The organism is Mesorhizobium sp. M1273, from assembly GCF_040318195.1.
In the GTDB taxonomy this organism is placed as follows: Bacteria; Pseudomonadota; Alphaproteobacteria; order Rhizobiales; family Rhizobiaceae; genus Mesorhizobium.
In genome coordinates this window covers 212,159-238,599 of the sequence record NZ_JAMYLV010000006.1, presented here as the reverse complement: position 1 = coordinate 238,599, position 26,441 = coordinate 212,159, and the positions used below count along the sequence as shown (strand labels likewise).

30 protein-coding genes are annotated in these 26,441 nt (G+C 60.3%); 17 read left to right on the top strand and 13 right to left on the bottom strand.

All coding sequences use genetic code 11. The features are described from left to right. Positions 1–221: 221 nt before the first annotated feature. The 4 genes from NKH30_RS09955 to NKH30_RS09940 all read right to left on the bottom strand — a co-directional run bounded on the left by NKH30_RS09955 (position 222) and on the right by NKH30_RS09940 (position 2,315). A complete protein-coding gene (locus NKH30_RS09955) occupies positions 222–467 on the bottom strand; it encodes a hypothetical protein (protein ID WP_352995084.1) in 246 nt (81 codons plus the stop codon). 83 nt (positions 468–550) lie between these two features. Continuing rightward, positions 551–787, bottom strand: coding sequence for a helix-turn-helix domain-containing protein (locus tag NKH30_RS09950; protein WP_352995121.1), 237 nt, complete (start codon positions 785–787; stop codon positions 551–553). A 159-nt stretch (positions 788–946) separates the two neighbouring features. Beyond that, entirely contained in the window at positions 947–1,114 is a 168-nt protein-coding gene (locus tag NKH30_RS09945; protein WP_352995081.1) for a cyclic nucleotide-binding domain-containing protein, read from the bottom strand. Between the two features lie 691 nt (positions 1,115–1,805). Continuing rightward, complete coding sequence (locus tag NKH30_RS09940; protein WP_352995078.1) at positions 1,806–2,315, bottom strand: ferritin-like domain-containing protein; 510 nt, start codon at positions 2,313–2,315, stop codon at positions 1,806–1,808. Positions 2,316–2,459: 144 nt separating this feature from the next. Between NKH30_RS09940 and NKH30_RS09935 the strand changes: the two genes are divergently transcribed. Continuing rightward, complete coding sequence (locus NKH30_RS09935; RefSeq protein WP_352995076.1) at positions 2,460–3,050, top strand: KTSC domain-containing protein; 591 nt, start codon at positions 2,460–2,462, stop codon at positions 3,048–3,050. A gap of 567 nt (positions 3,051–3,617) precedes the next feature. Here NKH30_RS09935 and NKH30_RS09930 read toward each other — a convergent pair. Next, a complete protein-coding gene (locus NKH30_RS09930) occupies positions 3,618–3,971 on the bottom strand; it encodes a hypothetical protein (RefSeq protein WP_352456137.1) in 354 nt (117 codons plus the stop codon). Between the two features lie 176 nt (positions 3,972–4,147). On the opposite strand from NKH30_RS09930, the gene NKH30_RS09925 reads away from it, so the two are divergent. Continuing rightward, positions 4,148–4,450: a hypothetical protein gene (locus tag NKH30_RS09925; RefSeq protein ID WP_352995073.1), complete on the top strand. Its 303-nt coding sequence runs from the start codon at positions 4,148–4,150 to the stop codon at positions 4,448–4,450. A gap of 491 nt (positions 4,451–4,941) precedes the next feature. Here the strand turns inward: NKH30_RS09925 and NKH30_RS09920 are convergent, their stop codons facing one another. Further along, positions 4,942–5,151, bottom strand: coding sequence for a KTSC domain-containing protein (locus NKH30_RS09920; RefSeq protein WP_352680957.1), 210 nt, complete (start codon positions 5,149–5,151; stop codon positions 4,942–4,944). Positions 5,152–5,424: 273 nt separating this feature from the next. Between NKH30_RS09920 and NKH30_RS09915 the strand changes: the two genes are divergently transcribed. The 13 genes from NKH30_RS09915 (at position 5,425) to NKH30_RS09850 (ending at position 18,540) form a co-directional block, all read left to right on the top strand. Continuing rightward, positions 5,425–5,658, top strand: a complete 234-nt coding sequence (locus NKH30_RS09915) for a hypothetical protein (RefSeq protein ID WP_352467844.1) — start codon at positions 5,425–5,427, stop codon at positions 5,656–5,658. Between the two features lie 976 nt (positions 5,659–6,634). Then, on the top strand, positions 6,635–8,662 hold the full coding sequence (locus NKH30_RS09905; RefSeq protein WP_352995071.1) for a conjugal transfer protein TraG: 2,028 nt from the start codon (positions 6,635–6,637) through the stop codon (positions 8,660–8,662). A gap of 120 nt (positions 8,663–8,782) precedes the next feature. Next, positions 8,783–9,196: a CopG family transcriptional regulator gene (locus tag NKH30_RS09900; RefSeq protein ID WP_031193934.1), complete on the top strand. Its 414-nt coding sequence runs from the start codon at positions 8,783–8,785 to the stop codon at positions 9,194–9,196. Then, positions 9,193–10,161 carry a P-type conjugative transfer ATPase TrbB gene (gene trbB / locus NKH30_RS09895; protein WP_352449744.1) on the top strand — a complete coding sequence of 323 codons (969 nt, stop codon included), beginning with the start codon at positions 9,193–9,195 and terminating at the stop codon, positions 10,159–10,161. Before NKH30_RS09900 ends, trbB begins: the two co-directional genes overlap by 4 nt. A gap of 11 nt (positions 10,162–10,172) precedes the next feature. Continuing rightward, positions 10,173–10,481 carry a TrbC/VirB2 family type IV secretion system protein gene (locus NKH30_RS09890; RefSeq protein ID WP_023680310.1) on the top strand — a complete coding sequence of 103 codons (309 nt, stop codon included), beginning with the start codon at positions 10,173–10,175 and terminating at the stop codon, positions 10,479–10,481. Further along, positions 10,481–10,753, top strand: a complete 273-nt coding sequence (locus NKH30_RS09885) for a VirB3 family type IV secretion system protein (RefSeq protein ID WP_023718722.1) — start codon at positions 10,481–10,483, stop codon at positions 10,751–10,753. Before NKH30_RS09890 ends, NKH30_RS09885 begins: the two co-directional genes overlap by 1 nt. After that, positions 10,747–13,197, top strand: a complete 2,451-nt coding sequence (gene trbE, locus NKH30_RS09880) for a conjugal transfer protein TrbE (RefSeq protein WP_352995068.1) — start codon at positions 10,747–10,749, stop codon at positions 13,195–13,197. Before NKH30_RS09885 ends, trbE begins: the two co-directional genes overlap by 7 nt. After that, positions 13,194–13,919: a P-type conjugative transfer protein TrbJ gene (gene trbJ / locus NKH30_RS09875; RefSeq protein WP_023718720.1), complete on the top strand. Its 726-nt coding sequence runs from the start codon at positions 13,194–13,196 to the stop codon at positions 13,917–13,919. Before trbE ends, trbJ begins: the two co-directional genes overlap by 4 nt. Positions 13,920–13,955: 36 nt before the next feature. Then, entirely contained in the window at positions 13,956–15,278 is a 1,323-nt protein-coding gene (trbL, locus tag NKH30_RS09870) for a P-type conjugative transfer protein TrbL (RefSeq protein WP_023718719.1), read from the top strand. Next, positions 15,279–16,010, top strand: a complete 732-nt coding sequence (trbF, locus tag NKH30_RS09865; RefSeq protein ID WP_031193931.1) for a conjugal transfer protein TrbF — start codon at positions 15,279–15,281, stop codon at positions 16,008–16,010. Beyond that, positions 16,000–17,028, top strand: a complete 1,029-nt coding sequence (gene trbG / locus NKH30_RS09860; protein ID WP_352995064.1) for a P-type conjugative transfer protein TrbG — start codon at positions 16,000–16,002, stop codon at positions 17,026–17,028. Before trbF ends, trbG begins: the two co-directional genes overlap by 11 nt. A 10-nt stretch (positions 17,029–17,038) precedes the next feature. Continuing rightward, positions 17,039–18,256, top strand: coding sequence for a TraB/TrbI/VirB10 family type IV secretion system protein (locus tag NKH30_RS09855; protein WP_352873787.1), 1,218 nt, complete (start codon positions 17,039–17,041; stop codon positions 18,254–18,256). 11 nt (positions 18,257–18,267) lie between these two features. Then, complete coding sequence (locus tag NKH30_RS09850; RefSeq protein ID WP_023680069.1) at positions 18,268–18,540, top strand: DUF2274 domain-containing protein; 273 nt, start codon at positions 18,268–18,270, stop codon at positions 18,538–18,540. Between the two features lie 447 nt (positions 18,541–18,987). On the opposite strand, the gene NKH30_RS09845 is transcribed toward NKH30_RS09850, so the two are convergent. The 7 genes from NKH30_RS09845 to NKH30_RS09815 form a co-directional block, all read right to left on the bottom strand. Then, on the bottom strand, positions 18,988–19,323 hold the full coding sequence (locus NKH30_RS09845) for a pPIWI-associating nuclease domain-containing protein (RefSeq protein WP_352995062.1): 336 nt from the start codon (positions 19,321–19,323) through the stop codon (positions 18,988–18,990). Between the two features lie 5 nt (positions 19,324–19,328). Further along, positions 19,329–19,982, bottom strand: a complete 654-nt coding sequence (locus tag NKH30_RS09840) for an FRG domain-containing protein (RefSeq protein WP_352995060.1) — start codon at positions 19,980–19,982, stop codon at positions 19,329–19,331. A gap of 119 nt (positions 19,983–20,101) precedes the next feature. Then, positions 20,102–21,268: a hypothetical protein gene (locus tag NKH30_RS09835; RefSeq protein ID WP_352995057.1), complete on the bottom strand. Its 1,167-nt coding sequence runs from the start codon at positions 21,266–21,268 to the stop codon at positions 20,102–20,104. Positions 21,269–21,608: 340 nt separating this feature from the next. After that, a complete protein-coding gene (locus NKH30_RS09830) occupies positions 21,609–22,208 on the bottom strand; it encodes a 7-cyano-7-deazaguanine synthase (RefSeq protein ID WP_352995054.1) in 600 nt (199 codons plus the stop codon). Further along, positions 22,205–23,221 (bottom strand): PfkB family carbohydrate kinase, encoded by a 1,017-nt coding sequence (locus NKH30_RS09825; RefSeq protein WP_352995051.1) that lies wholly within the window; start codon positions 23,219–23,221, stop codon positions 22,205–22,207. The genes NKH30_RS09830 and NKH30_RS09825 overlap by 4 nt, the downstream gene beginning before the upstream one ends. A 161-nt stretch (positions 23,222–23,382) precedes the next feature. Further along, positions 23,383–23,775 carry a hypothetical protein gene (locus NKH30_RS09820; protein WP_352995048.1) on the bottom strand — a complete coding sequence of 131 codons (393 nt, stop codon included), beginning with the start codon at positions 23,773–23,775 and terminating at the stop codon, positions 23,383–23,385. A gap of 53 nt (positions 23,776–23,828) precedes the next feature. Continuing rightward, positions 23,829–24,428 (bottom strand): 8-oxoguanine DNA glycosylase, encoded by a 600-nt coding sequence (locus NKH30_RS09815; protein ID WP_352995046.1) that lies wholly within the window; start codon positions 24,426–24,428, stop codon positions 23,829–23,831. Between the two features lie 81 nt (positions 24,429–24,509). Between NKH30_RS09815 and NKH30_RS09810 the strand changes: the two genes are divergently transcribed. Next, entirely contained in the window at positions 24,510–24,872 is a 363-nt protein-coding gene (locus NKH30_RS09810; protein ID WP_352995044.1) for a helix-turn-helix domain-containing protein, read from the top strand. Positions 24,873–25,409: 537 nt separating this feature from the next. After that, the gene (locus NKH30_RS09805; protein ID WP_352995040.1) at positions 25,410–26,396 is read left to right on the top strand and encodes a 5'-nucleotidase; all 987 of its coding nucleotides are present in this window, start codon (positions 25,410–25,412) and stop codon (positions 26,394–26,396) included. Positions 26,397–26,441 lie beyond the last annotated feature (45 nt).

The window sequence follows — 26,441 nt, the reverse complement described above, 5'->3', positions numbered from 1 at the left end:
GTCGGATTCAATCGCGAATCCTGCATCGATCGCGCTTCGCGCAATGAGATCGCCAAGTTGCCAGTCCGTGAGTTCGCAAAAGGGAAGCATTCTCCTCACGGTGTGGCTAACCTCGGATATCGAAATGCTCGGGCTGCCGATGTTGTCGATCAGGTGGCGGACAATCGCTTGGCGAACGTCCGATAAGGTAGGCGTCTGGGCGAGCGCAGGCATCGCCGGCCCTATGAATGGAGCCGTGGTTCTGCGGCCACGGCTGTTTTTAAGTCGAACGCGACGGGCACACCGTGAATAATGGATGCTGCCGCCAAGAGCTCCTCCAGCTCGCGGTCGGTGGCCCTGCATGCGGGCATGAGTGTTCGGATGGCGCGGATTGCCTGTGCGATCGAAAGGAAGTGGGCCTTGCCTCTGGAGAGAACATAGGCTTCGGCGGCTCTTTCAACCGTGACTGCGTCAAAAGTGGTGGTCATCGAGAATTCCTCCCTGAATCCTGACCCACACGATTTACGGCACGAATTCGGTAGCTTGCAAGGGTTTGTCTGATTCAGGACAATTAGACGGAGGCTAGGCTGAAGTGACTTTGCTCCTCCTCCCCGTAAGCACCATGCGTGAGTTGTATCATTCCAATGCGGTCGATAATCGTGATCTCGCCGCGCTTGGCGTGAACCAGCCCCCGATATTCAAGCATTTGGAGGGCCGTGGTAACGCCGGGGCGCTGGGCACCAAGCATTGTCGCCAGGAATTCATGCGTCAGGTAGATCTTATTTCCTTCGACGCGGTCTTGGACCATCAGCAACCAGCGGGCCAAGCGCTCCTCGATTTTCGAATGGCCGTTGACAAGTGCGGTCCGGGACGATTGGACGAGGAACGCGTGGGCATAGCGAAGCAGTGACTCGCGAAGGGATTGGCTCTCTGCAATCGCAGAGCGAAGAGCTTCAACCGGGAGGATTCAGCCATTACCTGCGACTTGGATATAGGTTTCATTGGGAGACTTGTCCTGGCCGAGAATGACGGCAACCCCTGTCATGCCATCGTGTCCGATGATGCCGACTTCGCTTTGTCGCCCACCGGTCATCGTGGCGACCACCGACGCGATGCCCATCTCTGGAAAATACACACGCTCGATCGGCTGATATGAGACTTCAAGCTGGGCTTTGATGTCAGTGCGATCTGATGCATTGACGGCTGCAATAGCGTGAAATCCTCCGAGGAGAGGGTTTTCAATACATGGTTGCGAAGAAGGGATTGGGGCATGGCTCTCTCTCCCATACGGGCAAGAGCACGTACCTCTTACTGTCGGCTGCGTCCGAAGCGCTGGCGGCCGATGTGGGAAGCATAGGCTTCAAATGTGCGGTTGGCAAAGAGTCCGTGCCTGGCGAAAGGCTGGGGGAAGGTCGGCTTCCCTCAGTGGAGTCCCGTCGGTGATGGGCGCTTCTTATGACTTATGACGCCGGTCACGAATGTCCGGAACCGGTCTAAGCAGATCGGCAGCTTTCGAGCATCGAGTTGGCAAAAACACGTGATGAGTTTCGGGCGCCGTCGCCTTGCGCTTACCGGCATTGTGCTTCACCCGTTCCGGGCTACGCCGCCGCAGTCAATCCGCACAGTTTGATGCGACGGCACGCCTACAAGCAATTTTCGTTGTGTTTCTATTTGGCGGCAACGACCGATGGGCACCCTCGATTATTGCCGTCCGCCGCCGCTCCTATTCAGTTCCAAGCCGCGGAGCTCGCTCGCCGACATCGGAGCCGGTGTTAACCAGCTTCCGCGCCGAGCCAGCACTTCACGATCGCTACGTTCCCACCCGCTCACCGCTTGGCGCTGTCGCTGTCCGCTTCGGCCCGCGCAAGGAACTGCTCGGTCGTGGAGGGAAGATGGGTTTTCAGCCAATCCGCCATCGCGACTTCCTCTTGCAGGTTCTCTTCGCAAGCCCGAAGTACCTCGCTTTCGCCGAGCGATCGAGCAGCGGCAATCAGGATCGTGTAGGAGGCGATTTCCATGTGCTCGAACGTGTAGCTCGCGAGCGATCCTTTCATCACCTCGTCTCCAGCGAAGACGCCGCTCAGCGATTGCGCCATCGCCGTCAGCTTGCCGCCAGCATCCTTCATCGTGGATGAACCCTCGTCCATCTGATCGAGACAAGTCTTCAGCCGAGCAGCCTGCTGCTTGGTCTCGTCGAGGTGCTGTCGCATCCGGTCGCTCAGTTCGGGATAATTCTCAATACGGCTCAACTGCCCATTCAACATCGTTTCTGCCTGCTCTTCCATGGCATGAGCGTCTCTAAGCCATTGGACAAACCATTCCCGGCTTTCTGACATTTCGAATCTCCTTTGCTATTTAAGGAAAAACTTTCAGAAGAAGACATTGTTCCGGAGTAGAGCCCGCCGAACGGCCCTTGACAGTCCCAGAGGATCAGCGTGTGGCGGGTTTCAATTCACCTCGCGAAAATCCTGCAGCGATGCGTGGGCAAGGCCAAGATCGCGGAAGACCGGCGCAAGGAAAACGGCCCGTGGACGCTCGCCGCTGCGCCGCTCCATTACAAAGTCCAACTGGCACTGGCCCGCTTCCTGGCCATCCGACGCGGCGACATACGGCGACATATTGAAGGTCCCCGCATGGCATACTGCGACCGCTGCATGTCGTTCCTGGCAAGCAAGAACGGCAAGCAGATGAAGCTACCAGCGCTCGGCGACGCTGAAGTGGATTCTCGACGAGGCGCTGATCGCGACTGCTGGCGCTCCGCATTGAGCCTTGTGCCTCACCGCACCACCGCAGTCACAAGGAACGCGACGGCCTCTCCGCTCGTTGATTGGTTTTCGAATCGAGCCGCCGTCATGCCCTCCACATTGATCCGCAAGATGGAATATGATCTGGATAGAAGGACCCTCTCGGTGTGGTTCGTCGCCAGCGGCAAGCGGTACGAGTTTGAGGGGGTACCGCCGGAAACCTTTGCCGCGTTCCGGGCCGCGTTCGCCAAGGGACGCTATTTCAACGACCACATCCGCAACAGTTTCCGCTACCGTCTGGTTGTGACCGATAGCGACCCGGGATGACCTGACCTGCCGGTAGCTCAATTCCTCCTGTCGCTCCAACCGCCGGTCGGTATACGCTTTGCCGCTGTTGCGCTTAGGGTCGTTTACGATCCGCGCTCACTCGGCAAAGCCCAACCCCCGCGTCCCCCCGCCTGGTGCAAAGGCGCTTAATCGGTCCCGCCGCCCTGGCAGTGTGCGGCGGGATTTTTTGCGCTCCAGGTGGAACACCGGGGCGCGGGTAAGGTTCGGTGCACGCAGTACATCGTTCATACGATATTGCTGCAAGATCGGTGGTGCTCCGATCCAGCCCGCGTCTCCTCAATCCAGAGACGCGGGCTTTTGGTGATGTCCTGTGTCAGCGCGCCATCAGGTCTGTTCAGCGCTAGAATAAAGGCGATCGCGTATCTATCTGACCGAAAGCAAACAGAAGCGAGGCGTGCCCAACTGAAAGCACAAGCAAGCGCACAGGTTCTTGGACTGATGCTCGGCTGGCGGCAACTTGCTCGCCAGCCGAGCTGAGTTCAGGCGGTGGTCGGGGGAGACTGGCCAGCCACACGCTGGTGATTCCAACCTGTGCCGATGTGCCAATCAGCAACCTTCGTCGGTCTTTTTCACCTGGCCTGGCGCGGCGGTGTTGGCTGTCGTGTCCTGCTGACCTGGCGCAGCCTGCTGGGCGCTGCCAGTCTGCTGGCCGGGCGCGCAGTCTCTGGCCGAGTTCGGATTTGTGGTGCCGCTGGTGGTGGTCGTGTCGGTGCCCTGATCGCCGGACATGTTGGTCCCGCTGCTCGTCGTGCCGGTGCCCTGATCCGTCGTACTGGGCATGGTTGTCGTGGTCGAGGTTCCGCTCGTCGAGGTTCCGCTCGAAGTTCCGCTGGTCGTCTGAGCAAAGGAAAGCCCTGCCGACACTGCCAGCACGGCCGAAGCCAAAAGGATGCGTTTCATCTTCTTTCTCCTGTCTGAATGCGCGGGATGCGCCTGGCAAATCGAACAGGCAGACAGAAGGAGTGTTCCCCGATGAAGTTCAACTTTTGTAACTCTGGTCATAGGTCAGCCTTAAAGTGTCGGGCGTATACTAGAAGCCTCTTGAAGAGGACACTGCCCGCACCAGAATCCATGGCATGGCTCGGGGAATAGGCATTGGTGACCAGGTGGCGATTACTGCCACGGTTCGAAGGCGGATAACAGAGGACCGCGTAAGCGTCTCTATCCCAGGTTACGACTTCCCACATTCCATCATCGACCACACCAAGGTGAACCGAGGCCAGCAAATCGACCTGAAAGGCGAGGTCACGCGCATCGACGAGGTCACCGTGACGATCGACCTCGGGCCGCTGGTCACGGTCGACCGTGACAAGGTCCGGCTAATGGAGAAATATCGGCCGCCAAAACGACGGAAGGCACTTGTCGTTGCCCCGGATTAGAACCGACAACATCGCGACAGGCTATAAGGGCAGGCCGCATGACGGGCCAGTAGAGGACGAGTCGAAGCACTTGGTCTACTGCCCAGTCTGCGGCCAAACGTTCGATGCGCGCGATCTTGGACAGGTGTTCCACCACGCTGAGCCGCAGCACGAGCCGCTTCCGGTCGAGCAATAGTCCAGCTAGTTGAGCTCCGGCGGCAAACCGACGTTGAGACCCTTCAGCGCGCCACCGACGTACGTTGGATGAGAAAAAGGGTGCTGCGTGCACCGCGCCTTTTCCCCGCGCGCCGATGCTCCACCTGGACCGCAAAAAAGTCCCGCCGCACTGCCAGAACGGCGGGACCGATCAAACGCTTTGCACCAGGCGGGGGGATGCGGGGTGGGCTTGCCAAGTGAGCGCGGACCGTAACCAACCCTAAGCGCAACAGCGGCAACGCGTCCACCAACCGCCGGTTGGAGCGACAGGACGATTGAGCCGCCGGCAGGTCAGGTCATCCCGGGTCGCTATCGCTCGCAACCAGACGGTAGCGGAAATTGTTGCGGATGTGGTCGTTGAAATAGCGGCCCTTGGCGAACGCGGCCCGGAACGCGGCAAAGGTTTCCGGCGGTACCCCCTCAAACTCGTACCGCTTGCCGCTGGCGACGAACCACGTCCTTCTATCCAGATCATATTCCATCTTGCGGATCGATGTAGATGGCATGAGCACCACAGGCCGAGGCCCGCGCCCTTGCGGGGAGCGCGGGCCGATCGGGATACCGATCTGCAGCAATACCTGGAGGGGGAGGATTCGCTGCGTGCACCGAACTTTCGCGGCGGTCCCGTGTTCCCAATCTAGATACACAAAACCTGGCTGCACCTTTCGGCATCACGCGGACGTTGGATTTCTGAGAAAGCGCGAGCGTCAATACTAACTTCTGGTGATGGAATTTTCCCGTGTGATAGGCACGCTCCACGGCGAAAGGAGTGCCCCGCCATGACCGTCCTCGCCTACAACCTTGCCAATGACATCAAAGGATTGTGGAGGGTCGTCTTCGTGCCGGACGAACTGCATCTGTATGTGGAATTCAGCCAGCCAGACGCCGACACAAACCCGGCTGATTGGATGAGCGTTGATGATTTCCTTGCATGGCGGCCGAAAGGCGCACTCCACGAGCGAGCGCGCGACAGCTTGGTTTCGCTCATTTGCAAGGCGCTGACAGGGCGATGAGACAAGGGAAACCCGCACCGAGATCGAGTGCGAGCGCCGCGAGTGGGCCTAGGGCCCCACAAGCCAGTGCCACCCCGCCGCCGGCAAACCGCGGCGGGCGAGTGCCTCGGGGAAACGATGGTAGATTGCTAATGCGTTCGCGCGTGTGGCCTTAAGTCGCAAACTATTGGCTTCAGAAGCAGGGCGTAGGGCTTCATTGATGGTGCTACCAACACCATATGGTGACCCATAGCCCTCCAAAACGAGAGAAGCTCGTCCCCCGACGGGTCGCACTGCGGCCGTCAGCTGGTAATTGCTACGAACTAGGAAACCATCATGCCTGAAAATATCAGACCAACTTCGAGAGATGTCCCCCTCATTCAGCTAGGCCTCTATCAGTGCCGCTTCCCGGTGAGCGAAGACGCTTCTGTACCCGGCGGTTATCGTTTTTGTGCTGGGCCAACTTCGCCGGATCGCGTCTACTGCGATCACCACCACAACATTGTGACCGCCGTGGACCCTCGTCGAGCCCGTTCGGGTCTCCACCTCGCTCAACGACGCGCCGCGTAAGTCTGACGGGCGGCGGCCTCCCGGCCAGGCGCTATGCGCTCCAAGGCCTTGGCTACGCCCATTCCGTCGGCTCGGTCTGGCCCATCCTCCCTTATGCCGTCTTCGCCGATGTATCCCCCCGTCGCCCGATTGAGAACGACGACTTCTCGCCGAGCCCTTCAGCTCGCTACTCGCACAAACGCGTCGGCTCCAAAGGTTTGTCTGTCAGCACATCTTCAATGTGCCCGCGCCTGAAGCCCCAACATCTTCTGCGACCAAACCGCGTACCTGGCACCGCCGATCGGTTGCTGCGGGGGATTTTCGCTGTTCGCAGCTGAACAATGCCTATCAACCTTGTCATCGCACCTAGTCGCACGTAGCGGCCGTTCGAATTCTCATCGCTCGGCGCGATGTTTGGTCCGTCTGGCCAGAAGAGCGGAGCAAGCCATTGACACCCACGAAGTTGCTGATTGGGCAGATCGCTGTCGTATTCGCAATTGTCATTCTTGGCGTGTGGACTGCAACCCAATGGTGCGCCCACATGCTCTCCTATCAGCCGCCACTCGGCGCGCCATGGTTTGTGACAGTCGGCTGGCCGATCTACCAGCCGTGGAAACTGTTCGAATGGTGGTTCCAATTTGACGCCTATGCGCCTGAGGTCTTTGACAAGGCTGGCATACTTGCCGGAGCCAGTGGGTTCCTGGGCTGTGCCGCCGCGATAGCTGGGTCCCTCTGGCGCGCACGGCAGCGGGGGTTGGTCACCACCTATGGGTCCTCACGATGGGCCATGAAGCTGGAAATCGAGAAGGCGGGGCTGTTTCAGCCGGCCGGCGTTTTCCTTGGCGGACTGAATTATCGCTATCTGCGCCATGACGGACCGGAACACGTCATGGCCTTTGCGCCGACACGTTCGGGCAAGGGCGTCGGACTCGTTGTTCCAACCCTTCTTTCCTGGACCGGCTCGGCCGTCATTCACGACATCAAAGGCGAGAACTGGCAGCTGACCTCTGGCTGGAGGTCGAAGTTCTCGCACTGTCTCTTGTTCAATCCGACCGATCCGAGATCGGCGCGGTACAACCCGCTGCTGGAAGTGCGCAAAGGTCCAGATGAGGTCCGCGACGTTCAGAACATCGCCGACATTCTCGTCGATCCGGAAGGCGCGCTGGAGCGGCGGAACCATTGGGAGAAGACCAGTCATTCACTTCTAGTTGGCGCCATCTTGCACGTGCTCTACGCCGAAGAGGAAAAGACACTCGCCCGTGTCGCCACCTTCCTGTCGGACCCGCAACGCTCATTCGCTGCGACACTGCAGCGGATGATGACCACAAACCACCTCGGCACGGTGGACAAGCCTCAGGTCCATCCGGTCGTGGCCTCGGCGGCTCGTGAGGTGCTGAACAAGTCAGAGAACGAGCGCTCAGGCGTTCTCTCGACCGCCATGTCGTTTCTCGGGCTCTATCGTGATCCAACGGTGGCCGCGGCAACATCGGCCTGCGACTGGCGCATTGCCGACCTTGTGGATGCCGAGCGACCGATGTCGCTGTATCTGGTCGTGCCGCCGTCGGATATCTCGCGCACTAAGCCCCTGGTGCGATTGGTGCTCAATCAAATCGGCCGGCGGCTGACCGAGCGCCTGGAGGGCGATCCAAAGAAGAGCCGCAAGCATCAGCTCCTGATGATGCTGGATGAATTCCCGGCGCTCGGTCGGCTCGACTTCTTCGAGACTGCGCTCGCCTTCATGGCAGGCTATGGCATCCGCGCTTATCTGATCGCGCAATCATTGAACCAAATCTCCAAGGCCTATGGCGAGAACAACGCCATTCTCGACAATTGCCATGTGCGGATTGCCTTTTCCTCAAATGACGAGCGCACGGCCAAACGCATCTCGGACGCGCTCGGTACCGCGACGGAACTCAGATCGATGCGCAACTATGCCGGCCATCGGTTGGCGCCCTGGTTGTCCCACGTCATGGTAAGCCGCCAAGAGACCGCTCGCCCCCTGCTGACGCCGGGTGAGGTGATGCAGTTGCCGCAGGCTGACCAACTAATCCTGGTTTCGGGATTGCCGCCGATTCGCGCCAAGAAGTTGCGTTATTACCAGGATCCGAATTTCACGAAGCGAGTGCTGCCTTCGCCGGTGCTGCGCGACGGTGCCTACGCGGATCGGCCCACGTCGCGCCCGGACGATTGGAGCGGACAGGTGCGCGGCGTGGATCGGCGTCTTGCTGGCGATGACGACAGTGCCGGCGCGGCAATCGAAGACGGAGGTGTCCAGCAGCAGCGCCATCCGGGCCTGCGCGAAGAACGGACCCTCGTCGCCCAGCAGCCTGATCAGGGCGATCTGTTCACGCCCGCAGACGATGACTGCGAGACGCTCGCCGACAAGCGCGTCATGGATCGGATTTCCACCGCGGCACGTGCGTACGGCCTCAATGAGGGAATGGGCGACGACAAGGACATCGTGCCCGGCTTCTGAACGGCGCGCCATACGCGGGCGCATCTCAGCGTAGATAACGGCCGTAAGCGATTTCGAGGATCTCGACGATGCTCGTTCCCGTCGCCGGTGCATCAGCGCCGGTCAGAGGGAACGAGCAGCATGAAGCCCCACCGCATTCGTCACCAGTTTTTGCTTGAACCCGAGTTGAGCGAGAAGCTGGAGAACCTCAGCCGCAATCCATCGACCACCAAATCGGCCATTGTGGCGCACGCGGTCGAGACCTTTATCGAGCGGCGTGGGGAGAATGAACTCGACCAGCGCTACGGCAAGAGGCTCGACCGTCTTTCCCGCGACCTCGGACATGTCAGGCGCGATGTCGAGATGATCCTGGAGAGCCTGGCGCTCTTCATCCGCTTTTCGATCACGCTTCATGCTCACACGCCGGTGCCGGACAGGGCCACGCAAGCGATTGCCCAGGAGCGCTTCGACAAATTCGTCGAACAGGTCGGCCGCCAAATCGCTTCCGGGAAACGGTCACTTGGCACCGACGATCGCACGGGAGGGGAAGGATGAGTTCTCATCCGGAAGCCGACCATCGCCGCCGCGTCATGCTGCGCACCGCCATGGGTCCGGCGATCACCGAAGCCCTTGCCGATCCGACCGTCATTGAGGTGATGGTCAATCCCGACGGTGCGCTGCGGCTCGACCGGTTGGGTGAAGGCCGGGTCGACACCGGCGTGCACATGCATCCTTCTGAGGCCGAACGCATCATCCGCCTGGTCGCCTCCCACGTGCGCGCCGAGGCGCATGCTGACAATCCGATTGTCAGCGCCGAATTGCCATCGGGCGAGCGCTTCGAGGGTCTGCTGCCGCCTGTCGTGCTGGGGCCATGCTTCGCCATCCGAACGCCTGCGGCGAAACTCTACACGTTGGCCGACTATGTCGCCGACCGGGTCATGCTGCCGCTGCAGGCCGATGCGCTGAAGAAGGCGGTCCGTGAGCGGCGCAACATCCTGGTCGCCGGCGGCACGTCGTCGGGCAAGACAACACTTGCCAATGCGCTGCTGGCACAAGTCGCCGATTGCGACGAGCGGGTGATCCTGATCGAGGACACGCGCGAACTGCAATGCGCGGCGAAGGATTGCGTTGCCTTGAGGACGAGGCGGGGGTCGGTCACGCTCGCCGATCTCGTGCGCTCGACCCTGCGGCTCAGACCCGACCGCATCATCGTGGGCGAAGTCAGGGGCGCGGAAGCCCTGGACATGCTGAAGGCATGGAACACCGGGCATCCCGGCGGCATCGCGACGGTTCACGCCAATTCGGCGCGTTCCGCTCTCTACCGTATCGAGCAGCTCGCCCAGGAAGCCGTCGTCACCGTTCCCCGCCGCCTCATCGCTGATGCGGTAGATCTGATCGTCTTCATCGCTGGGCGCGGATCCTCGCGCCGCATTGACGCGATCGCTGAGGTCACCGGTCTCGACAGCAGCGGTGATTACGCCGTCACCCCGCTCACGCTTCCGCAACTCCAGCAGTTTTGAAAGGTCACCTCATGCTCAAGAAGCTTCGCTTCCTTTCGTCCACCGCGCTCGCGTTTCTTCTCACCGTCCCGGCCCACGCAGCGGGCTCCGGCATGCCTTGGGAACAGCCGCTGCAGCAGATCCTTGAGTCGGTGCAGGGACCGGTCGCCAAGATCGTCGCGGTGATCATCATCATCACCACCGGCCTGACCCTTGCTTTCGGTGACACGGCAGGCGGTTTTCGCCGGCTGATCCAGATTGTCTTCGGCCTGTCGATCGCCTTCGCGGCATCGAGCTTCTTTCTCTCCTTCTTCTCCTTCGGCGGCGGGGCACTCGTCTGATGGCCACCGGAGAGCAGCATATCGAGGGTTTCGAAGTCCCCGTTCACAGGGCATTGACTGAGACGATCCTGCTGGGCGGCGCGCCGCGAGCGGTGGCGATCCTCAACGGCACGGTGGCCGCGGCAATAGGCCTTGGCCTGCAGCAGTGGATCGCCGGACTGGCGCTCTGGATCACCGGCCACACCCTCGCGGTCTTTGCCGCTCGCCGCGATCCGGACTTCGCCAGCGTGCTTGTCCGTCATCTTCGCCTGAAGGGGTGGCTTGCATGCTGAACCTTTCGGAGTATCGCGGCAAAGCCGATCGGCTTGCCGACCATCTGCCCTGGGCCGCTTTGGTCGCGCCCGGCATCGTGCTCAATAAAGACAGTAGCTTCCAGCGAACCTTCCGGTTCCGTGGCCCCGACCTTGAAAGCGCGACCGAAGCCGAGTTGGTCGGCATCTGCGCGCGAGCCAACAATGCGCTACGAAGGTTGGGCTCCGGATGGGGGTTGTTTTTCGAGGCCGAGCGCATTGAAGCGCTGGGCTATCCGAGCTCGGCTTTTCCCGATGCTGCCTCATGGCTGGTCGATGAGGAACGGCGGGCGGCCTTCGAGGGCAAGGTGGCGCACTTCGAGAGTCGCTATCATCTGACCTTGGTCTTCATGCCGGCGCCAGATGGCCAGGCGCGGGCGGAAAGCGCACTGGTCGACTCGCATCACTCGGGAGGGGCTAGAGACTGGCGCCAGGAGCTGGCGTGGTTTCGCGACGAGACCGACCGCGTCCTGGATTTGCTGTCCGGCTTCATGCCGGAAGTGCGCGCCCTCGATGATGCCGAGACGCTAACCTATCTGCACGGCACAATCTCGACCTACCGCCATCCGGTCGCCATGCCGGAAACGCCAATGTATCTCGACGGTGTTCTGGTTGACGCGCCGCTTACCGGCGGCCTGGAGCCGATGCTGGGTGAGCAGCATCTGTGCACCCTCACCATCCTTGGTTTCCCGAACGTCACCCGGCCAGGGATCCTCGACGCGCTCAACCATCAGGATTTCGCCTACCGCTGGATGACGCGCTTCATCCCGCTCGACAAGACGGAAGCCACAAAGACACTGACCCGGTTGCGCCGTCAGTGGTTTGCCAAGCGCAAATCGATCGCAGCCATCCTGCGCGAGGTCGTGACCAACGAACCCGTCCCCCTCGTCGATAGTGACGCCGACAACAAGGCGCTCGATGCGGATGCCGCCCTTCAGGCATTGGGCGGCGATCACGTCGGCTTCGGCTATCTCACCACAACGGTGACGGTATGGGACCAGGACCGGCAGACCGCCGCGGAAAAGCTCCGAGCGGTTGAGCGCATAGTCAATGGGCTCGGCTTCACCACGATCCGTGAAAGCATCAATGCGGTCGAGGCGTGGCTCGGCTCGTTGCCCGGTCATGTCTACGCTAACGTTCGCCAGCCGCTCGTTCACACGCTGAATCTTGCCCATGTCATGCCGCTGTCGTCGGCGTGGGCCGGTCCGGTGGATAACGAGCATCTCACCAACGTGACTGGGACCAAATCCCCGCCGCTTCTCTTCGCAGAGACCAACGGGTCGACACCGTTTCGGCTTTCCACCCACGTCGGCGATGTCGGCCACATGCTGGTCGTTGGTCCGACCGGTGCCGGCAAGTCGGTTCTGCTTGCGCTAGTCGCTCTGCAGTTTCGACGCTATGCCGGGGCGCAGGTCTATGTCTTCGACAAGGGCAATTCGGCTCGTGCGGCAACACTGGCCATGGGCGGAGAACACCACGCTCTGGGCGCGGATGGTGCGCTTGCCTTCCAGCCACTGAGCAATATCGGCGACCAGGCTACTCGCAGCTGGGCGGCGGAATGGATCGCCGGCCTCGTTGCCCATGAGAATGTCACCGTTACGCCGGAGGTAAAGGAGGCGATCTGGTCGGCCCTCATCAGCCTTGCCACTGCGCCGGTGCAGGAACGCACGCTGACGGGCTTGTCGGTTCTGCTTCAGTCCAATGGGCTCAAGGCCGCGTTGATGCCCTACACGCTCGACGGTCCCTTCGGCCGGCTGCTCGATGCCGATGAAGATCGGCTGGCTTTGTCGGATGTGCAGTGTTTCGAGACCGAAGAGCTGATGCACAGCCAAGGCGCTGTGCTCCCGGTGCTCACCTATCTGTTCCATCGTCTCGAGGAGCGGTTCGACGGACGGCCGACGCTGCTGATGCTCGACGAGGCGTGGGTCTATCTCGACAACCCTCTCTTTGCCGCCCGCATCCGTGAATGGCTGAAGGTGCTGCGAAAGAAGAACGTCTCCGTCATTTTCGCCACGCAGTCACTTGCAGACATCGCTGGCTCTTCCATCGCGCCGGCGATCATCGAGAGCTGCCCACAGCGCATTTTTCTCCCCAATGACCGTGCCGTGGAACCGCAGGCGCGGGCAGCCTATGAGCACTTCGGCCTGAACGAGCGGCAGATCGAATTGGTCGCCCGTGCCACACCGAAGCGCCAGTATTATCTGCAGTCGCGCCGCGGCAACCGCCTCTTCGAGCTCGGGCTCGGCCCGATCGCTCTTGCGCTCTGTGGCGCCTCTGATCCGGCCACGCAAGCTTTGATCGACAGCGTCCTGTCAGAGCACGGGCCGGACAGCTTTGCTTCCCGGTTCCTGAGTGCGCGCGGCCTCGATTGGGCTGCCGAGCTTCTCCAGCAATTCCCTCAACCAGACAAGGAGCAATCGTCATGATGCGGCGCCGCCTTCTCACCAGCCTGATCACCGTTTCCCTAATCGCAAAACCGATGGCCGACTACGTCCAGCCGGCCCACGCCCTAATCGTGTTCGATCCGTCGAATTATGCGCAGAACGTGCTGACAGCGGCACGTTCCCTGGAGCAGATAAACAACCAGATCCAGTCGCTTCAGAACCAGGCGACGATGCTGCAGAACATGGCGCGGAATCTTCAGCGCTTGGATTTTTCTTCCGTCGGCCAGCTCACAGGCTCGCTCCAACGGATCGACGGCCTGATGACCCAGGCCAGCGGCCTGAGCTTCGATCTCGACAAGCTTCAGAACCAGTGGCGTGTGCAATATCCGGAAAGCTACGACGCCACAATCAAGGTCAGCGATGTGGCGAGCGCCGCGCGCGAGCGCTGGCAAAACGCCATGCAGGCGTTCCGCCAAACCATGAGCGCGCAGTCGCAGATCGTGGAGAACGTGCGGGCCGACGGCGACCTGCTTACCGATCTCGTCAACCGCAGTCAGGGCGCGGCAGGTGCCCTTGAGGCAAGCCAGGCCACCAATCAGCTGATCGCGCTTTCGACCAAGCAGCAGATCCAGATTCAGACGCTGCTCGCGACCCAGTTCCGGGCTGAAGCCGAAGATGCTGCCCGCAAGGCGCAGTCCGAGGAAGCCGCCCGCGAGACGACGAAGCGTTTCCTGGGCACCGGTACGGCCTATCCCGGCAACTGATCAGCAGTTCTTCAAGACAACGAGGAAGGCGGCGACATGAATGACCTCGGCGTCATTGATCGCTTCATGGAGACTTTTACCCGCTATATTGATAGCGGGTTCGGTCTGCTTTCGGGCGACGTCGCCTTTCTCACCACCATCCTGATCGGCATCGACATCACGCTGGCAGGCCTGGTCTGGGCGTTCGGCGGCGAGCCCAATGTTCTTGGCCGGCTTGTCCGAAAAGTGCTCTATGTCGGCGCCTTCGCCTTCATCCTGAACAATTTTAAGAACCTCGCCGACATCATCTACCATTCCTTTGCCGGGCTCGGCATCAACGCATCGGCCGGCAATCTGTCCGCCGACAGTCTCCTGCGGCCAGGCCGCATTGCCGCGGCCGGCTTCGAGGGCGCCTGGCCGCTGCTCAATCAAGCGAGCCAGCTAGTCGGCTTCCCCGAGATCTTTGGCAACGCGCTGACCATCTTCGTGCTGCTTCTCGCCTGGTTTCTGGTCCTCATCGCCTTCTTCATTCTTTCAATTCAGCTCTTCATCACCATCCTGGAGTTCAAACTCACCACATTGGCCGGTTTTGTTCTGGTGCCCTTCGCGCTCTGGAACCGCTCGGCGTTTCTGGCCGAGCGCGTGCTCGGCAATGTGATTTCGTCCGGCATTAAGGTCATGGTGCTTGCTGTCATCGTAGGCATCGGCTCTACGCTCTTCGGCGAGTTCGCTTCCGCGCTGCAAGGCAAGGAGCCGGACTTGGCCGCGGCCATGTCTCAGGTGCTGGGTGCGCTGGCGCTGCTTGGGCTCGGCATTTTCGGGCCGGGAATTGCCTCGGGTCTTGTCTCGGGCGCGCCGCAGCTTGGCGCGGGAGCCGCACTCGGAACCACCGCGGCGGCTGGCGGATCAACGCTCGTTGCCGGAGGTGCGGCGCTTGCCGGCGCGCGCATGGCAACCGGCGGCGGTCTCGCCGCCGTTCGAGCCGGCACGGCCATGGGATCGGCTGCTTCCACAGCTTGGCAGATGGGGCGTGCAACATCGCCCGAGTCCGGCCTCGCCGGCGTAGCTGCTGGACTGCAGGGCGTTGCCGGCGCAGCTGGCGGCGCCGCGATGCGGGGAATGCGATCTGCAACAGAACCATTCCGGCGCAGCGCCGATGCCGGCCGCGATGCCGCTTGGACCGCGACGGGCGGCACGCCGACCGCATCAATGACCGGAAACCCTGCCGCGTCAGGTGCCAATGCCGCGCCGGCGTGGGCGAGGCGCTTGCGTTCCCAACAGACCGCGCGCGCCCATCGCCACGCCGCCACGCAGGCCGTCCGCGATGGCGATCGGGGTGGAAGCGGGGCCAACCCCTCTCTCAACGATAAGGAAGACTAGATGCTCTTCAAGCGACCTGTTCAGCGTTACGGGAAGACGCCCCACCCCGTCACACCATACCAGAAGGCCGCCCAACTTTGGGACGAGCGCATCGGCGCTGCGCGCGTGCAGGCAAGGAACTGGCGCCTGATGGCCTTTGGCTGCCTCGCTCTGGCCATCGGGCTCTCTGGTGGACTCTTGTGGCAGTCGATGCAGGGCCGCGTCGTGCCTTATGTTGTCGAGGTCGACCGCTTCGGTGAAACACGGGCTGTCGCGCCGGCAATCCAAACCTACGAGCCCGACGATGCCCAGATTGCCTGGCATCTCGGCCATTTCATCCAGAATATCCGCTCCGTCTCCACCGATGCGGTGCTGGTGCGGCAGAATTGGCTCTCGGCCTACGACTTCGCCACCGACCGTGCAGCCCTCTTTCTCAATGAGTACGCTAAGGCCAATGACCCGTTCGGCAAGATCGGCACGCGCAGCGTCTCGGTGCAGGTGACGAGCGTGGTTCGAGCGTCCGACAACTCCTTTCAAGTCAAATGGACCGAGCAGGTCTTTGAGCGCGGCAGCCTCGCCAGCACAACGCGTTGGACCGGGATCCTCACCATTGTGATCCGGCCGCCGAACAATACCGATCAGCTGCGCAAAAACCCGCTCGGCGTCTTCATCAATGCCATCGACTGGTCGCGCGAGCTGGACAGCGCCGCGCCGACAATCGTTTCCCCGAAGGAGCCCGCCAATGACAAATAGAGCCCCATCGCTCCGCACCGTCCTGATCCTGTTGGCGTCGACCGCGGTACTTTCGGCCTGTGCCTCGAAGCCGGTGCCGCCGCCGCAGATTTCCTATGACCATGCTGACTTCAAGCCGGCCGCGATTGAGAAGGCGCCGGAGAAGCCCGTCAAGGTCGTGGAAGTGCCGAAACCGCTACCGCTGCCCGGCCAGTTGCAGCCCGAGCCGGGCAAGGCTGCTGAAGACAGGCGCTCGCCTGAAGAACGTGTCGCCGATGCCAACAAGGCGGCGACGCAGCAACCCACCAAATATGGCTATGTGAATGCGGTGCAGGTTTACCCCTTTGCCGAAGGCGCGCTCTACCAGCTCTATGCCGCACCGGAGCGCGTCAGCGATATCGCTCTGCAGTCAGGCGAGAAACTCCAATCCGTGTCGGCCGGCGATACAGTGCGCTGGGTAATTGGCGACACCGTCAGTGGCTCCGGCGATGACCAGCGCACCCATGTGCTGGTGAAGCCCTTCGCGCCAGGACTTGCCACCAATCTGGTGATCACCACGGACCGGCGAAGCTATCACCTGCAGCTTCAAAGCACGGATAAGACCGCCATGGCGGCAATCTCCTGGACTTACAGCGAGGACCAGATTATCGCGCTACGCCGGCGCGATGCGCAGGCCGACGCCGCTATGCCAGTGGCGTCGAATGTGGCTCTCGAAAATATTCGCTTCCGCTATTCGATTACCGGCGACATGCCGCCCTGGAGGCCGACGCGCGCGTTCGATGATGGCAGCAAGGTCTACATCGAGTTTCCGCGCCGCATCGATCAGGGTGAGGCCCCGCCGCTCTTCATCGTCGGTGCTGACGGGGACAACCAGCTCGTCAACTACCGCATACGCGGCAACTATTACATTGTCGATCGCCTCTTCGCCGCGGCCGAACTGCGCCTCGGCGCCAAGCAGCAACAGGTGGTGCGCATCACGAGGACCGACGGCAGGCAAGCGCCGCTGCGGAAATTGCTCTTTTCGCGTTCCAGCAGGTGAGGGACGGCCCATGACGGATACTTCCCGCTCCGATGCTTCACCGAAACTCGATCCAGAACAGCTGCAGCTGCGGGCCTCGCCTCGCCGCGCTGTGCGCTTCAAGCGCGGCATTATTGTCGCCATTGCTGCTGTTGGTTCCGGGACCGTTCTAGGCGTCACCATGATGGCGCTGCAGGGACCGGCGCTGCGCATCAAAGAGCAGGCTGAAGAGCTTTACAATACTGAGCGGAAGCCAACCGCGGAGGCAATTGAAAGGCTGCCTAAGGACTATTCCGCGATCAAGCCCAAGCCTCCGGTGCTTGGACCACCGCTGCCCGGCGACCTCGGCCGCCCCATCCTTGAGCACCAACGCCAGCTGGGCATCGCGCCGGGCCAGGAGGTTTCGGCGGAGGAGCAGCGCCTTGCACAGCAGGCGATCGAGGCGCGCGAATCGCAAGTCTTCTTCCGGATCGAAAATCGACCCCGGCAAGCAGATGCCGCCGGCAACGGGCAGGGCGGGCGTCCACCCTTTGAGGCAACGGCTCCACAATCCGATGCCGCACGCGATTCAGCTTCCGTTGCACCGGCCGAGGGCGACCAAAACAATCAACAGCGCAAGCTCGATTTTGTCAGCCAGCGGAACACAAGTGGAATCTACAATCTGCATGCACTGCAGACGCCGGCTTCGCCCTATCAGCTGATGGCCGGCAGCGTCATCGCAGCGAGCCTGATCACTGGCATCAATTCCGACTTGCCCGGCCTCGTCGTCGCACAGGTCACCGAGAATGTGCACGACACAGTCACCGGCAGCACCTTGCTCATTCCGCAAGGCTCTCGCCTGATTGGCACCTATGACAGCGTTGTTGCCTTTGGACAAAGGCGCGCGCTGCTGGTCTGGCAACGGATACTGCTGCCCGACGGCTCTTCGATCGAAATCGACAATCTGCCGGCGACGGACACCGCCGGCTATGCCGGGCTTGAGGACAAGGTGGATTTCCACACCTGGCAGCTGATGAAAGGCGTTGCGCTGGCCACGTTGCTGGGGGTCGGCACCGAGCTGAGCCTCGGGCAAGACGAAAGCGACCTGGTCAAAGCAATCCGCGAATCCGCTCAGCAGAACGTCAGTCAAGCTGGCCAGCGCATCACCGAGAAGAACCTCAATATTCAGCCCACGATCACCGTCCGCCCTGGTTGGCCACTGCGCGTCATCGTGCACAAGGATCTTGTGCTGCGACCGTACCCGAATTGACTGGAGTCATCATGACCAATCTGAAACTCGGCAAACTTCCGGATCGGACACCTTCGAAGATCACCATAAGCGTAAGTGCAGACCTGAACCAAGCACTGAAGGACTATGCGGCGCTTTATCGTCAGACCTATGGCGAGTCCGAATCGGTAGCGGAACTGATCCCGTTCATGCTGGCGGAGTTCCTGGAGAGCGATCGAGCGTTTGCCAAGGCCAGAAAGGAAGGGCTCCCTGTCGTCGACAAGTCAGAGAAATCGCGGCGGCAGGCAATTTCAGGGTCCGAATAAGTGACAGCGATCAGTGAGTCCGAGGGGGCACCTTTCTAGGCGGGCAAATGCATTGAAGCAATTTGCCGGCGGCAAGCCGAAACATCGGGCATAATAGACGAGCTGATCTGCCCCGAACCAATGCCGGCTCTGCGCCCGAAGTCGGACGTTTTGAGGTAATGCGGCGATTTGCCAAAAGCTGACATGAGCCCGAGATAATACCATGACCTGCAATCACCGAAATGTTCCGATGATGCCCCTCCCTTCCTGAAGGAAGTCGCGCAGCACAAACGGCACGCCCGCCAAGAGAGCGCTGGTAACGGGCAAGGGCCTGAGGGTACGTATGTTGTGCCGACGTTTGCTATCAACGAGTTCGATAGCGGCACGCAGGCGATAATTGCGCCCAGAGAGACCAACGCCGCTTTCGATGCGCCTTTGACGAGTGAGCGCCAGGTCTATCCCTCATGGTCACGCGTAGAACGAAGACGTATCGACAGTCATCCGATCCACAATCGGCGTTTCCCCTTCAAAATGCCCCTCGAAAGTGCCGGGAAAGCTTTCAGATGTCGTCAGGGCATCGTCGCCATCGCGCGGGCCGTACTCAAGCACGACGTACCAGGTGATCGGACCCGAGAACTGCTCACCATCGATTCGGACCTCCCTTTCGAATGTCTCGACAGTGTCCACGCGGGTGTTCGACGACAAAAGAGCTAGGTCGGTCCACGCCTCAGTTTCGGTCGGCTCCACATCCTGCACGGCGAGAGCAATCCGCTGCTGCTTCAATTGACGTTCCTTGTTGTCCATTCGCGTTATCCAATCATCGGCGTGCCAATGCCTATGCCCGCCTCGTAGCGCCACTTTAGCGTATCGCACAGGCCCGGAAGGTCGGGATAGATATGACTATGGTCCATACCGAGCTTGAACAGCCGGCGTCTGAACCTGGCGCGCATGTTGGCCGGGATGATGAAGCTCTCTACTCCCTTCGCCATCCAAGGCTTGTCGGGTTCATGGTGAACAGAGAAGAGCCCCCGCTGGTTGACGATCCGCGAAGCTGACCGACTGGGGATCAGGAAGAGAACTCGATCGATCTCGAAAGGATTTGTGTCTTTCAACGGATCGACAATTTCGCCTTCGGAGATGCTGTAGCCGTGCACCACGGCATCATCCTTCTGGTCACCGCTTGAAACCGCGAAGAAGCAGGCCACAAGCGGGTTAGACGACCAATCGAGGAGACGCGTGGGGAGGCCGTGGTGTTGCGCGACGGCGAGCCAGTCCCAATCGCCTACAAGAGGCGTGGTCAAGAATGGCACTGCCGCTCGCTGGAACGCGCGAAAGACCCGTTCCTCATTCAAGGCGTTATAGGTTGCGGGAGGTCGGCCGACTGACGGGACAAACTTGTGTTTGTCCGACCCACAGCCGCGAAACACCCAGCGCGTGTGGGTCTTCTGATCAATGAACTCCATGAACCGCATCCAGTGCCGCTGCGCTTCGCGAACCAGGTTCTCGAGCTTCTGTCGATCGATACCCTCAGAAGAGGGGCGATATGTCTGGCGCGGACCAAGATTTCGGACTGACGGCGACTTCACGGGGCGGCTCTTCTCATTGCGTGATACAGGGCGGATGCGTAGTCGCTGGACACAATCGATCCTGGGAACAGATGCTGGATTTGCTCTCGTGGTCCGCCGGGCCAAAAGACGACTGCCGGCGTTCCGGACAATCTCGCAATTTCCTCGACGTTCCTCGGTGTCGACTGAGAACCGATGATCACGAGGTCGATTGGACGGTGGCTCGATGCTAGATCGTCTGGATGCAGCACGACCTGCTCAACAGAACCGTTCAGTTCCCAGACCCAGTTCTGGGTGCGCAAGACCAGAGAGCGAACCTCATAATCGCCGATTCCCAAAATCCGCAGGTTCTGCGCGTGCTCGTGGGAGCGCGTTCGCACGCCCAGGCTCGATGGTGGGAGAACTGGTAGTCGCGCTCCTTCGACGAAGTAGGCGAGCGAACGCGCAGCATAGTCGGCCGCAGCGATCGACTCCATTGCAAGTTCGCCCCAGGCATGAGCAAACGCCGTTGCAATGACGTCGCCGGCACCGATCCGAAAATAGCTTTCTGCAGCGTAGCTCGGCACGATGTTTGGCTCGTCCCCCAAGAACACCGTCAAACCGCCGAGCGCGTCCTTCACCACGATGATTTGTGGAGGCGCTGGAAGGTCACGCACCGCGATTACCGCCTCTCGTAGCGAGATCTCCGCAGCTGTCGCAGGAGGTTGGCCCCGCAGCCGTGCCACGAGTTCGAGCAATTCGGCCTGGGTGACTACCATTGCAAGCTTCCGCGCGGAAGAACCATTGCCGCTGAACAGGGCACCCGAAGATTGAGGATCGTAGACGACACGGTCACCTTTGACCCTGGCCTCGCCCTCCATCATCCCGAAACGGAGAACGACATCTCCCTCGACGTCGAGCGCCTCTTCAGGTATGTCCGGCGGTGTCGGGATGAGCGACTTTTCCAGACTGTCGAGGTACTTGAATGTAATGGGGGTGGAGCTCGGCTTGATCTCTGCATTGATGCCGAACGCCAATAGCGTCGCCGCGACATCTTCACGCCACTCGTCGGGGACATAGGTGTGCAGCGTTACGCTATGCGAAAGACCACTGGCTGCAACGGCAGCTCTCAGACCGGAACCAAAGATACGGTCCCAGTTCGGATAGAGGCATCGTTCTCCGTAAGTGCCACCGGCTATGATCATTGGCGTATCACCTGAACCGAACAACGAGTGGCTGAGGCGTGCTCGACTATCGCGACATAGGTGGCGCTCGTGTCTATGCACCCGATCAGTTGCGCAAGGCCTCGGAACGCAGCCAATGTTCCCGCAGCATCACCGGTTCGGTTCGTGCAGACGACGCTTCGCGCCGATCCGTGTTGCACAAGCCGAACCACCAGGATCTCACCAGCAGTGAGCCGGGACGTCACTTCTGTGCGGATTCCGACAAGGTCCAGACGAAATGACAGGTCGCAACCGTCTCCGATCCGTGTTGGCGCGGCGCCGCCGGGCGCTCTTTGAATATGCCTTGGCGAAAAACCTGCCATCAGGCCCTCCCGCCAGGACGGCCATATGCATGCTCGACGCATTCACGATGTTTGGTGCAGCCACTGCATTGACCGCAGGCAAATTCGTGAACGTGGCATGAGAAGGTCAGGCCGATGAGACTATACGGAAAGGCCGAGTTCTTTAGCAGTGTCACGGTCGACATCTTTCGAGCCGGCGCAGTCACTCGCATTCCTCCCTCCTGAACTGACATCGTCCGATCGAGAGATCGCAGGAAAGGAGACTTCCCGTCAGCATGCCTGTCCGTCGATACGGCGCCGAGCATGATTTCGTTCACACCCTCCGGCATCAACTTCATGGCGGCGATGGTGACCAGCATCTGGTTCCGATACGGCCAGAATTCCGCCGCCGAGGCGCCGGCAGCAACAGCCTTGCCCGCCATCGACCCAGAGCCCAACGCTGACAGGTCGACCTTTATGGCACGATGCTTGAGGCCGATGATTTCACAAAGCGCGGTCGACGCGGCCATTTCACCGCCGGCGGAGTGCTGGCCATAGTCAATGGTTACGCAGAGATCAGGCTTCAGCCACCAGGCTATTGCCGATGAATCGAGCCCGCCAGAAAATAGCAAAGCTTTCATCGCGCCGCCTGCCATACCGCTTCATAGACAGCGGTGGTGAAGTCGGCCGTCACACGGCACCCGGTTCCTTCCAGCATCGTCAAGCTTTCCGGCCTCGGAGATTCCGCCAACGCAATGACAGGAATTCCAAGCCGGCGAGCGTACCCGACCTCAAAGATCGTTCCGGCATCTTCGCCGTCGACAACAGCCAGCACTGCCGTGCAGTCCTTCAGACCTCTCAGATCTTCGCTCGCGATGAAGGCCGGGGTGCCGTGGGATCCGACATCATGAATTGGTGAGAAGCTCCTGGCGCCGAGCATATGAAGGCATCGACGGATCTCTTCGACCAGCCAACGCTGAGCAAGAGTGAAGAAAGGTGCTGCGATGTAAATGCGCCCCACAGGGTTCGAGCGAGCGATGGGGGCGAGTTGCTCAAGACCGTCCAGCGAGACCTGGACGCTTCGCGAAGCAACGTATCTCGCGACCGCCTGAGAAGCTGCTCTTGCTGCAGCAGCTGCGTCCCAGTCCAATTCTCCCCAGACGTGGGCAAAGACGGCGCTGAAGATGTCCCCTGACCCAATCTTAAACACAGCCTCCGAAGCATAAGCCGGGATGCTGGTACTGGTCCGATCATCGACCGCCAGCGCGCCGGCGGGTCCCATCTTCACGACCACGGCGCTTGCGCCCGTCATTGACATCAAAGCACGTGCGCCGTCCTTTCCCTGAAGACCGACGCTTACCTCCAACTCGGCTTCGTTCAATACGATAGCTAAGCTGTCAGCTGTTGAACCATTCTCTCGGAAACGCAGCACATCGTAGGGGTTCTGGGGGTCATAAATCGCACGCTTGGCGTTCACGATGGCATCGCCCTCGACCATGCCAAAGCGAAGCACAACGTCTCCATCGGCTTGGAGCGCTGGATTCCGTCTTTCTGAGGCACCAACGAGTTCTGCCGCCGACAGAGGATGGAAATAGTGGAATCCGATATCTTCGTGGATTTCGGTCAAGTCCGGTGTCACGCCGAACTGCTGCATCGACTGTCTTACGTCCTCAGCCCAGCGGCGGCATGCATAGGCGACAAGACGGGTGTCAGGCGAAAGGACGGAGAGGGCCGCAGCGGCACGTCCAGCAGATCCGTAGATGCGAGACCAATACGGCCAAATGCACTCCTCGCGATAAACGCCTCCGGCTACGATCATGGAACGCGAGTGCCGCGAACATGGCAACGACCTGCTTCCAACTCTGTAATCGTAACCATATAAATTACGCCGTTGCGGAGACAGCGCATAAGTTGGGTAAGTCCCTCAAGGGCGGACAGCGAGCCAACAGGTGAACCATCGGCGGTCCGGCAGACGGCGCTCGGGATGCCACCCTGTTCGAAAATTTCCACGCGAAGAGCCTCACCAACCCGTACGGTAGCGAGAACGTCGGCTCTGACGCTTTCAAGGTCTGCCTCAATCACGATGTCGCAAGGATCGCTGCCTTCTTCAGGCGTATCACCACCACCACCGCCGTTGCTGAACCCAGGCCTTTTAACTTTGGGAATCGAGCCGTGTTGCACCTGAGGTTTAGGACTCTTACCTGCCATCGAATCAGCCTCCCATTGGAACAATACGCGGTAGATCGAGGCCTGAGGAATGCCTAGCTGTGAAGTATTCGCATTTCCCGCCACATAATTGCATCGAGCAGTGATGCGCGGATTTTCAAGATTCGAGCGAAATCCAGAAAGCGCCGTTCCAGTGCTTCGTAGTCCTGAGGCAGTCGGTACTTTTGCGGGAACAATCCGATAGTTGTGCCTGCACGCAGAACATGGACGTCGAGAATAGCGACCTCATCGCTGCCGAGCCAATTCCGCACGATCCAGGATGCGGTCTTTGGGCCTATCCCAGGCAACTCCATCAGTTCCCTCCGGAAGATCAGCGGGTCGTCTGTCCGGGGCGGTCGTTGGCGAATTGAATTGAGGGCGACATTGAGCCGGTCAGCTCGTTGCCGCGGGTAGCGATATCTCTGCAGACGTCCGTTGACGGACAGCGGCATGCTCAACAAGCGTTCTATTTCATCACGAGATGGCACCGGATCAGCTGCAAAGACCCCAGCCTCAAAAAGGTGGTCCCACGCGGCCTGATTGAGTTCCATCTTCACGCCGTATCCGCCAAGCAGGCAGAAGGCGAGATCCTCAGCCAGGGGCGTGCCTTTCGGACTTACGTAGTCCTCAGCGTCGTCGCCTTCGAGATCGGCCATCGCCACCCAGAATGCTGGTGTCGGCACCCACCCGCTCAGCCCGTACCGAACGCCAGGCATGATCTCATCATCCGGAGAGAAATGCTTGAATTGCGCGGCTCTGGAAACCATGACAGGCGTGATATATATGCAATGAATATGCGAGGCAAGAATACTAAACTTCTAAAACATGTGGAGAATCGTCGGCGCGAGCTCGGCATGACGCAGGCACAGCTCGGCGTGCGGTTGTCCGTCGAGCAAGGCCACATTTCCAAGGTTCTTCGCGGCAAGGTACCTATTTCCGCGAAAATGCTGCCAAAAATTCAAGCTTTCCTCGATTCACCCCTTACGCCGGAGCAGCAAGATCGAGAGCTTGAAGATGACATCTTAGCAGCAGTTCGGTCATCCGAGAGCTTCTCGAACCTGATGAGGGCTGCCTTGAAAATGCATAAGAATAGCAGCTAAAGTATGCATTTTTAGAAACCATCGATGTTGACGCTCGGCGAACCTTGAGGTCCGCACTATTGCGCAACGGAGGTCAGATCTGGGACTTGCATTACTCTCGCAGTCAGGTGGAACCTTCTCGACGAGCTCGTTCTGGACAGAGGATTTAGTCGTTCCTGAGGGACCGCAGTCGGTCGATAGAAGAATGTCTTCTGTCTCGCCTTTCCTCCCATTCCCGCCTAGCGACGCCCATAGCTGAATTCCCCCAAACCAAGTCAATCTCAATGTTCTCTACCGGCTGCTCCTGCAGCGCATCCCGCTCAATGATCGCCTCATCATTGGGGACCAAATTGGCTTCTTTTGGTTAGGCTTGGACAACCAGCGGATCTTCGCTACGACGTGTACAATGCTCCCAAGACCATCTCGCGTTTTGAAAGTCGGGAAATCGCAATGACATGGCAGTGATAGGCATGAACCCCAAGTCTCCAATTCTTTCGAAATAGCGCAAATATGAAAAAGGACGCCGTCAACGCGAGCCCAATAAGAGAGGAAGGGCACATGGAAATCGTGAAAGCCTCGCTTATAACCGAGGACGAAAAGGGGAGTGGCGATCCAGGGGTTGCGCTAAGGGCCAGCCCTCTTCGCATCGGAATCTCTACGCGCGCTCTTTTTGACCTGGAGGACGAGCATCACGTATTCGAGAAGTACGGCGTCAAGGCGTATGCGGCCATGCAACTCCAACGCGAGGACATGATCCTCCGCAGGGGTGCCGGCTTTGAGGTAGTCGAGCGGTTACTCGCGCTGAACGATCCTGGCGCTGCTCCGTATGTTGAAGTGATCCTCCTGTCGCAGAACTCGCCCGACCTCTCACTCCGAGCTTTCAAGTCGATCGATCACTATGAGCTTGTCGTCAAGACGGGCAGTTTTACTAGCGGGCGATCGCTTGCGCCTTTTGTCCCGGCGTGGGGCATCGACTTGTTCCTCTCAAACGCGGACACGGACGTAAAAGGAGCGGTGGACGGTGGAGCAGCGGCTGCAAGGCTCGGCCTGGCACCCAAGGATCGTGCCGAAACGCCCCAGGGCGAGGTACGTGTCGCGTTCGACGGCGATGCTGTTGTGTTTGGCCCCGAGTCCGACGCAATCTACAAAGAAAAGGGCCTGGAGGCCTTCCTTGCCCATGAAACCGCTAACGCGAGCAATCCAATGGCGCGCGGCCCGTTTGGCAATTTTCTTCATAAGCTATCCGCATTGCGCCGAGTTTTCCTCAATGAGGGTAACGTGAGTAAGGTTCGCATCGCACTTGTTACAGCTCGAAACGCCCCTGCCCACGAGCGCGTTATTCGCACGCTGAGGGCATGGGGGACCCCGGCTGATGAGGCGCACTTCGTCGGCAGCCGTGAGAAAGCACCCATCCTGAAGGCACTCGGTGCTCACATTTTCTTTGACGATCAGGAGAAGCACGTCCTCGGCGCGGCGGCAGTGGTTCCTGCCGGCCATGTTCCCGGACCGCACGATCCCGCTGCGCCGGTAATCCCGGCCGGCTGACTCTGCGGGATTAGATCTCGCTCGCTTTTACTGAGCGAACGACCC

Coding starts and splice junctions, on each gene's coding strand:
- trbF (WP_031193931.1), top strand. CDS start 15,279: ATGCTCTTCAAGCGACCTGTTCAGCGTTACGGGAAGACGCCCCACCCC.
- NKH30_RS09855 (WP_352873787.1), top strand. CDS start 17,039: ATGACGGATACTTCCCGCTCCGATGCTTCACCGAAACTCGATCCAGAA.
- trbB (WP_352449744.1), top strand. CDS start 9,193: ATGAGTTCTCATCCGGAAGCCGACCATCGCCGCCGCGTCATGCTGCGC.
- NKH30_RS09885 (WP_023718722.1), top strand. CDS start 10,481: ATGGCCACCGGAGAGCAGCATATCGAGGGTTTCGAAGTCCCCGTTCAC.
- NKH30_RS09890 (WP_023680310.1), top strand. CDS start 10,173: ATGCTCAAGAAGCTTCGCTTCCTTTCGTCCACCGCGCTCGCGTTTCTT.
- NKH30_RS09830 (WP_352995054.1), bottom strand. CDS start 22,208: ATGAAAGCTTTGCTATTTTCTGGCGGGCTCGATTCATCGGCAATAGCC.
- NKH30_RS09825 (WP_352995051.1), bottom strand. CDS start 23,221: ATGCAGCAGTTCGGCGTGACACCGGACTTGACCGAAATCCACGAAGAT.
- trbJ (WP_023718720.1), top strand. CDS start 13,194: ATGATGCGGCGCCGCCTTCTCACCAGCCTGATCACCGTTTCCCTAATC.
- NKH30_RS09815 (WP_352995046.1), bottom strand. CDS start 24,428: ATGGCCGATCTCGAAGGCGACGACGCTGAGGACTACGTAAGTCCGAAA.
- NKH30_RS09835 (WP_352995057.1), bottom strand. CDS start 21,268: ATGATCATAGCCGGTGGCACTTACGGAGAACGATGCCTCTATCCGAAC.
- trbL (WP_023718719.1), top strand. CDS start 13,956: ATGAATGACCTCGGCGTCATTGATCGCTTCATGGAGACTTTTACCCGC.
- NKH30_RS09805 (WP_352995040.1), top strand. CDS start 25,410: ATGGAAATCGTGAAAGCCTCGCTTATAACCGAGGACGAAAAGGGGAGT.
- NKH30_RS09925 (WP_352995073.1), top strand. CDS start 4,148: ATGGCTCGGGGAATAGGCATTGGTGACCAGGTGGCGATTACTGCCACG.
- NKH30_RS09955 (WP_352995084.1), bottom strand. CDS start 467: ATGACCACCACTTTTGACGCAGTCACGGTTGAAAGAGCCGCCGAAGCC.
- trbG (WP_352995064.1), top strand. CDS start 16,000: ATGACAAATAGAGCCCCATCGCTCCGCACCGTCCTGATCCTGTTGGCG.
- NKH30_RS09810 (WP_352995044.1), top strand. CDS start 24,510: ATGCTTGAATTGCGCGGCTCTGGAAACCATGACAGGCGTGATATATAT.
- NKH30_RS09920 (WP_352680957.1), bottom strand. CDS start 5,151: ATGCCATCTACATCGATCCGCAAGATGGAATATGATCTGGATAGAAGG.
- NKH30_RS09940 (WP_352995078.1), bottom strand. CDS start 2,315: ATGTCAGAAAGCCGGGAATGGTTTGTCCAATGGCTTAGAGACGCTCAT.
- NKH30_RS09845 (WP_352995062.1), bottom strand. CDS start 19,323: ATGGACAACAAGGAACGTCAATTGAAGCAGCAGCGGATTGCTCTCGCC.
- NKH30_RS09850 (WP_023680069.1), top strand. CDS start 18,268: ATGACCAATCTGAAACTCGGCAAACTTCCGGATCGGACACCTTCGAAG.
- NKH30_RS09900 (WP_031193934.1), top strand. CDS start 8,783: ATGAAGCCCCACCGCATTCGTCACCAGTTTTTGCTTGAACCCGAGTTG.
- trbE (WP_352995068.1), top strand. CDS start 10,747: ATGCTGAACCTTTCGGAGTATCGCGGCAAAGCCGATCGGCTTGCCGAC.
- NKH30_RS09820 (WP_352995048.1), bottom strand. CDS start 23,775: ATGGCAGGTAAGAGTCCTAAACCTCAGGTGCAACACGGCTCGATTCCC.
- NKH30_RS09930 (WP_352456137.1), bottom strand. CDS start 3,971: ATGAAACGCATCCTTTTGGCTTCGGCCGTGCTGGCAGTGTCGGCAGGG.
- NKH30_RS09915 (WP_352467844.1), top strand. CDS start 5,425: ATGACCGTCCTCGCCTACAACCTTGCCAATGACATCAAAGGATTGTGG.
- NKH30_RS09840 (WP_352995060.1), bottom strand. CDS start 19,982: ATGGAGTTCATTGATCAGAAGACCCACACGCGCTGGGTGTTTCGCGGC.
- NKH30_RS09950 (WP_352995121.1), bottom strand. CDS start 787: ATGGTCCAAGACCGCGTCGAAGGAAATAAGATCTACCTGACGCATGAA.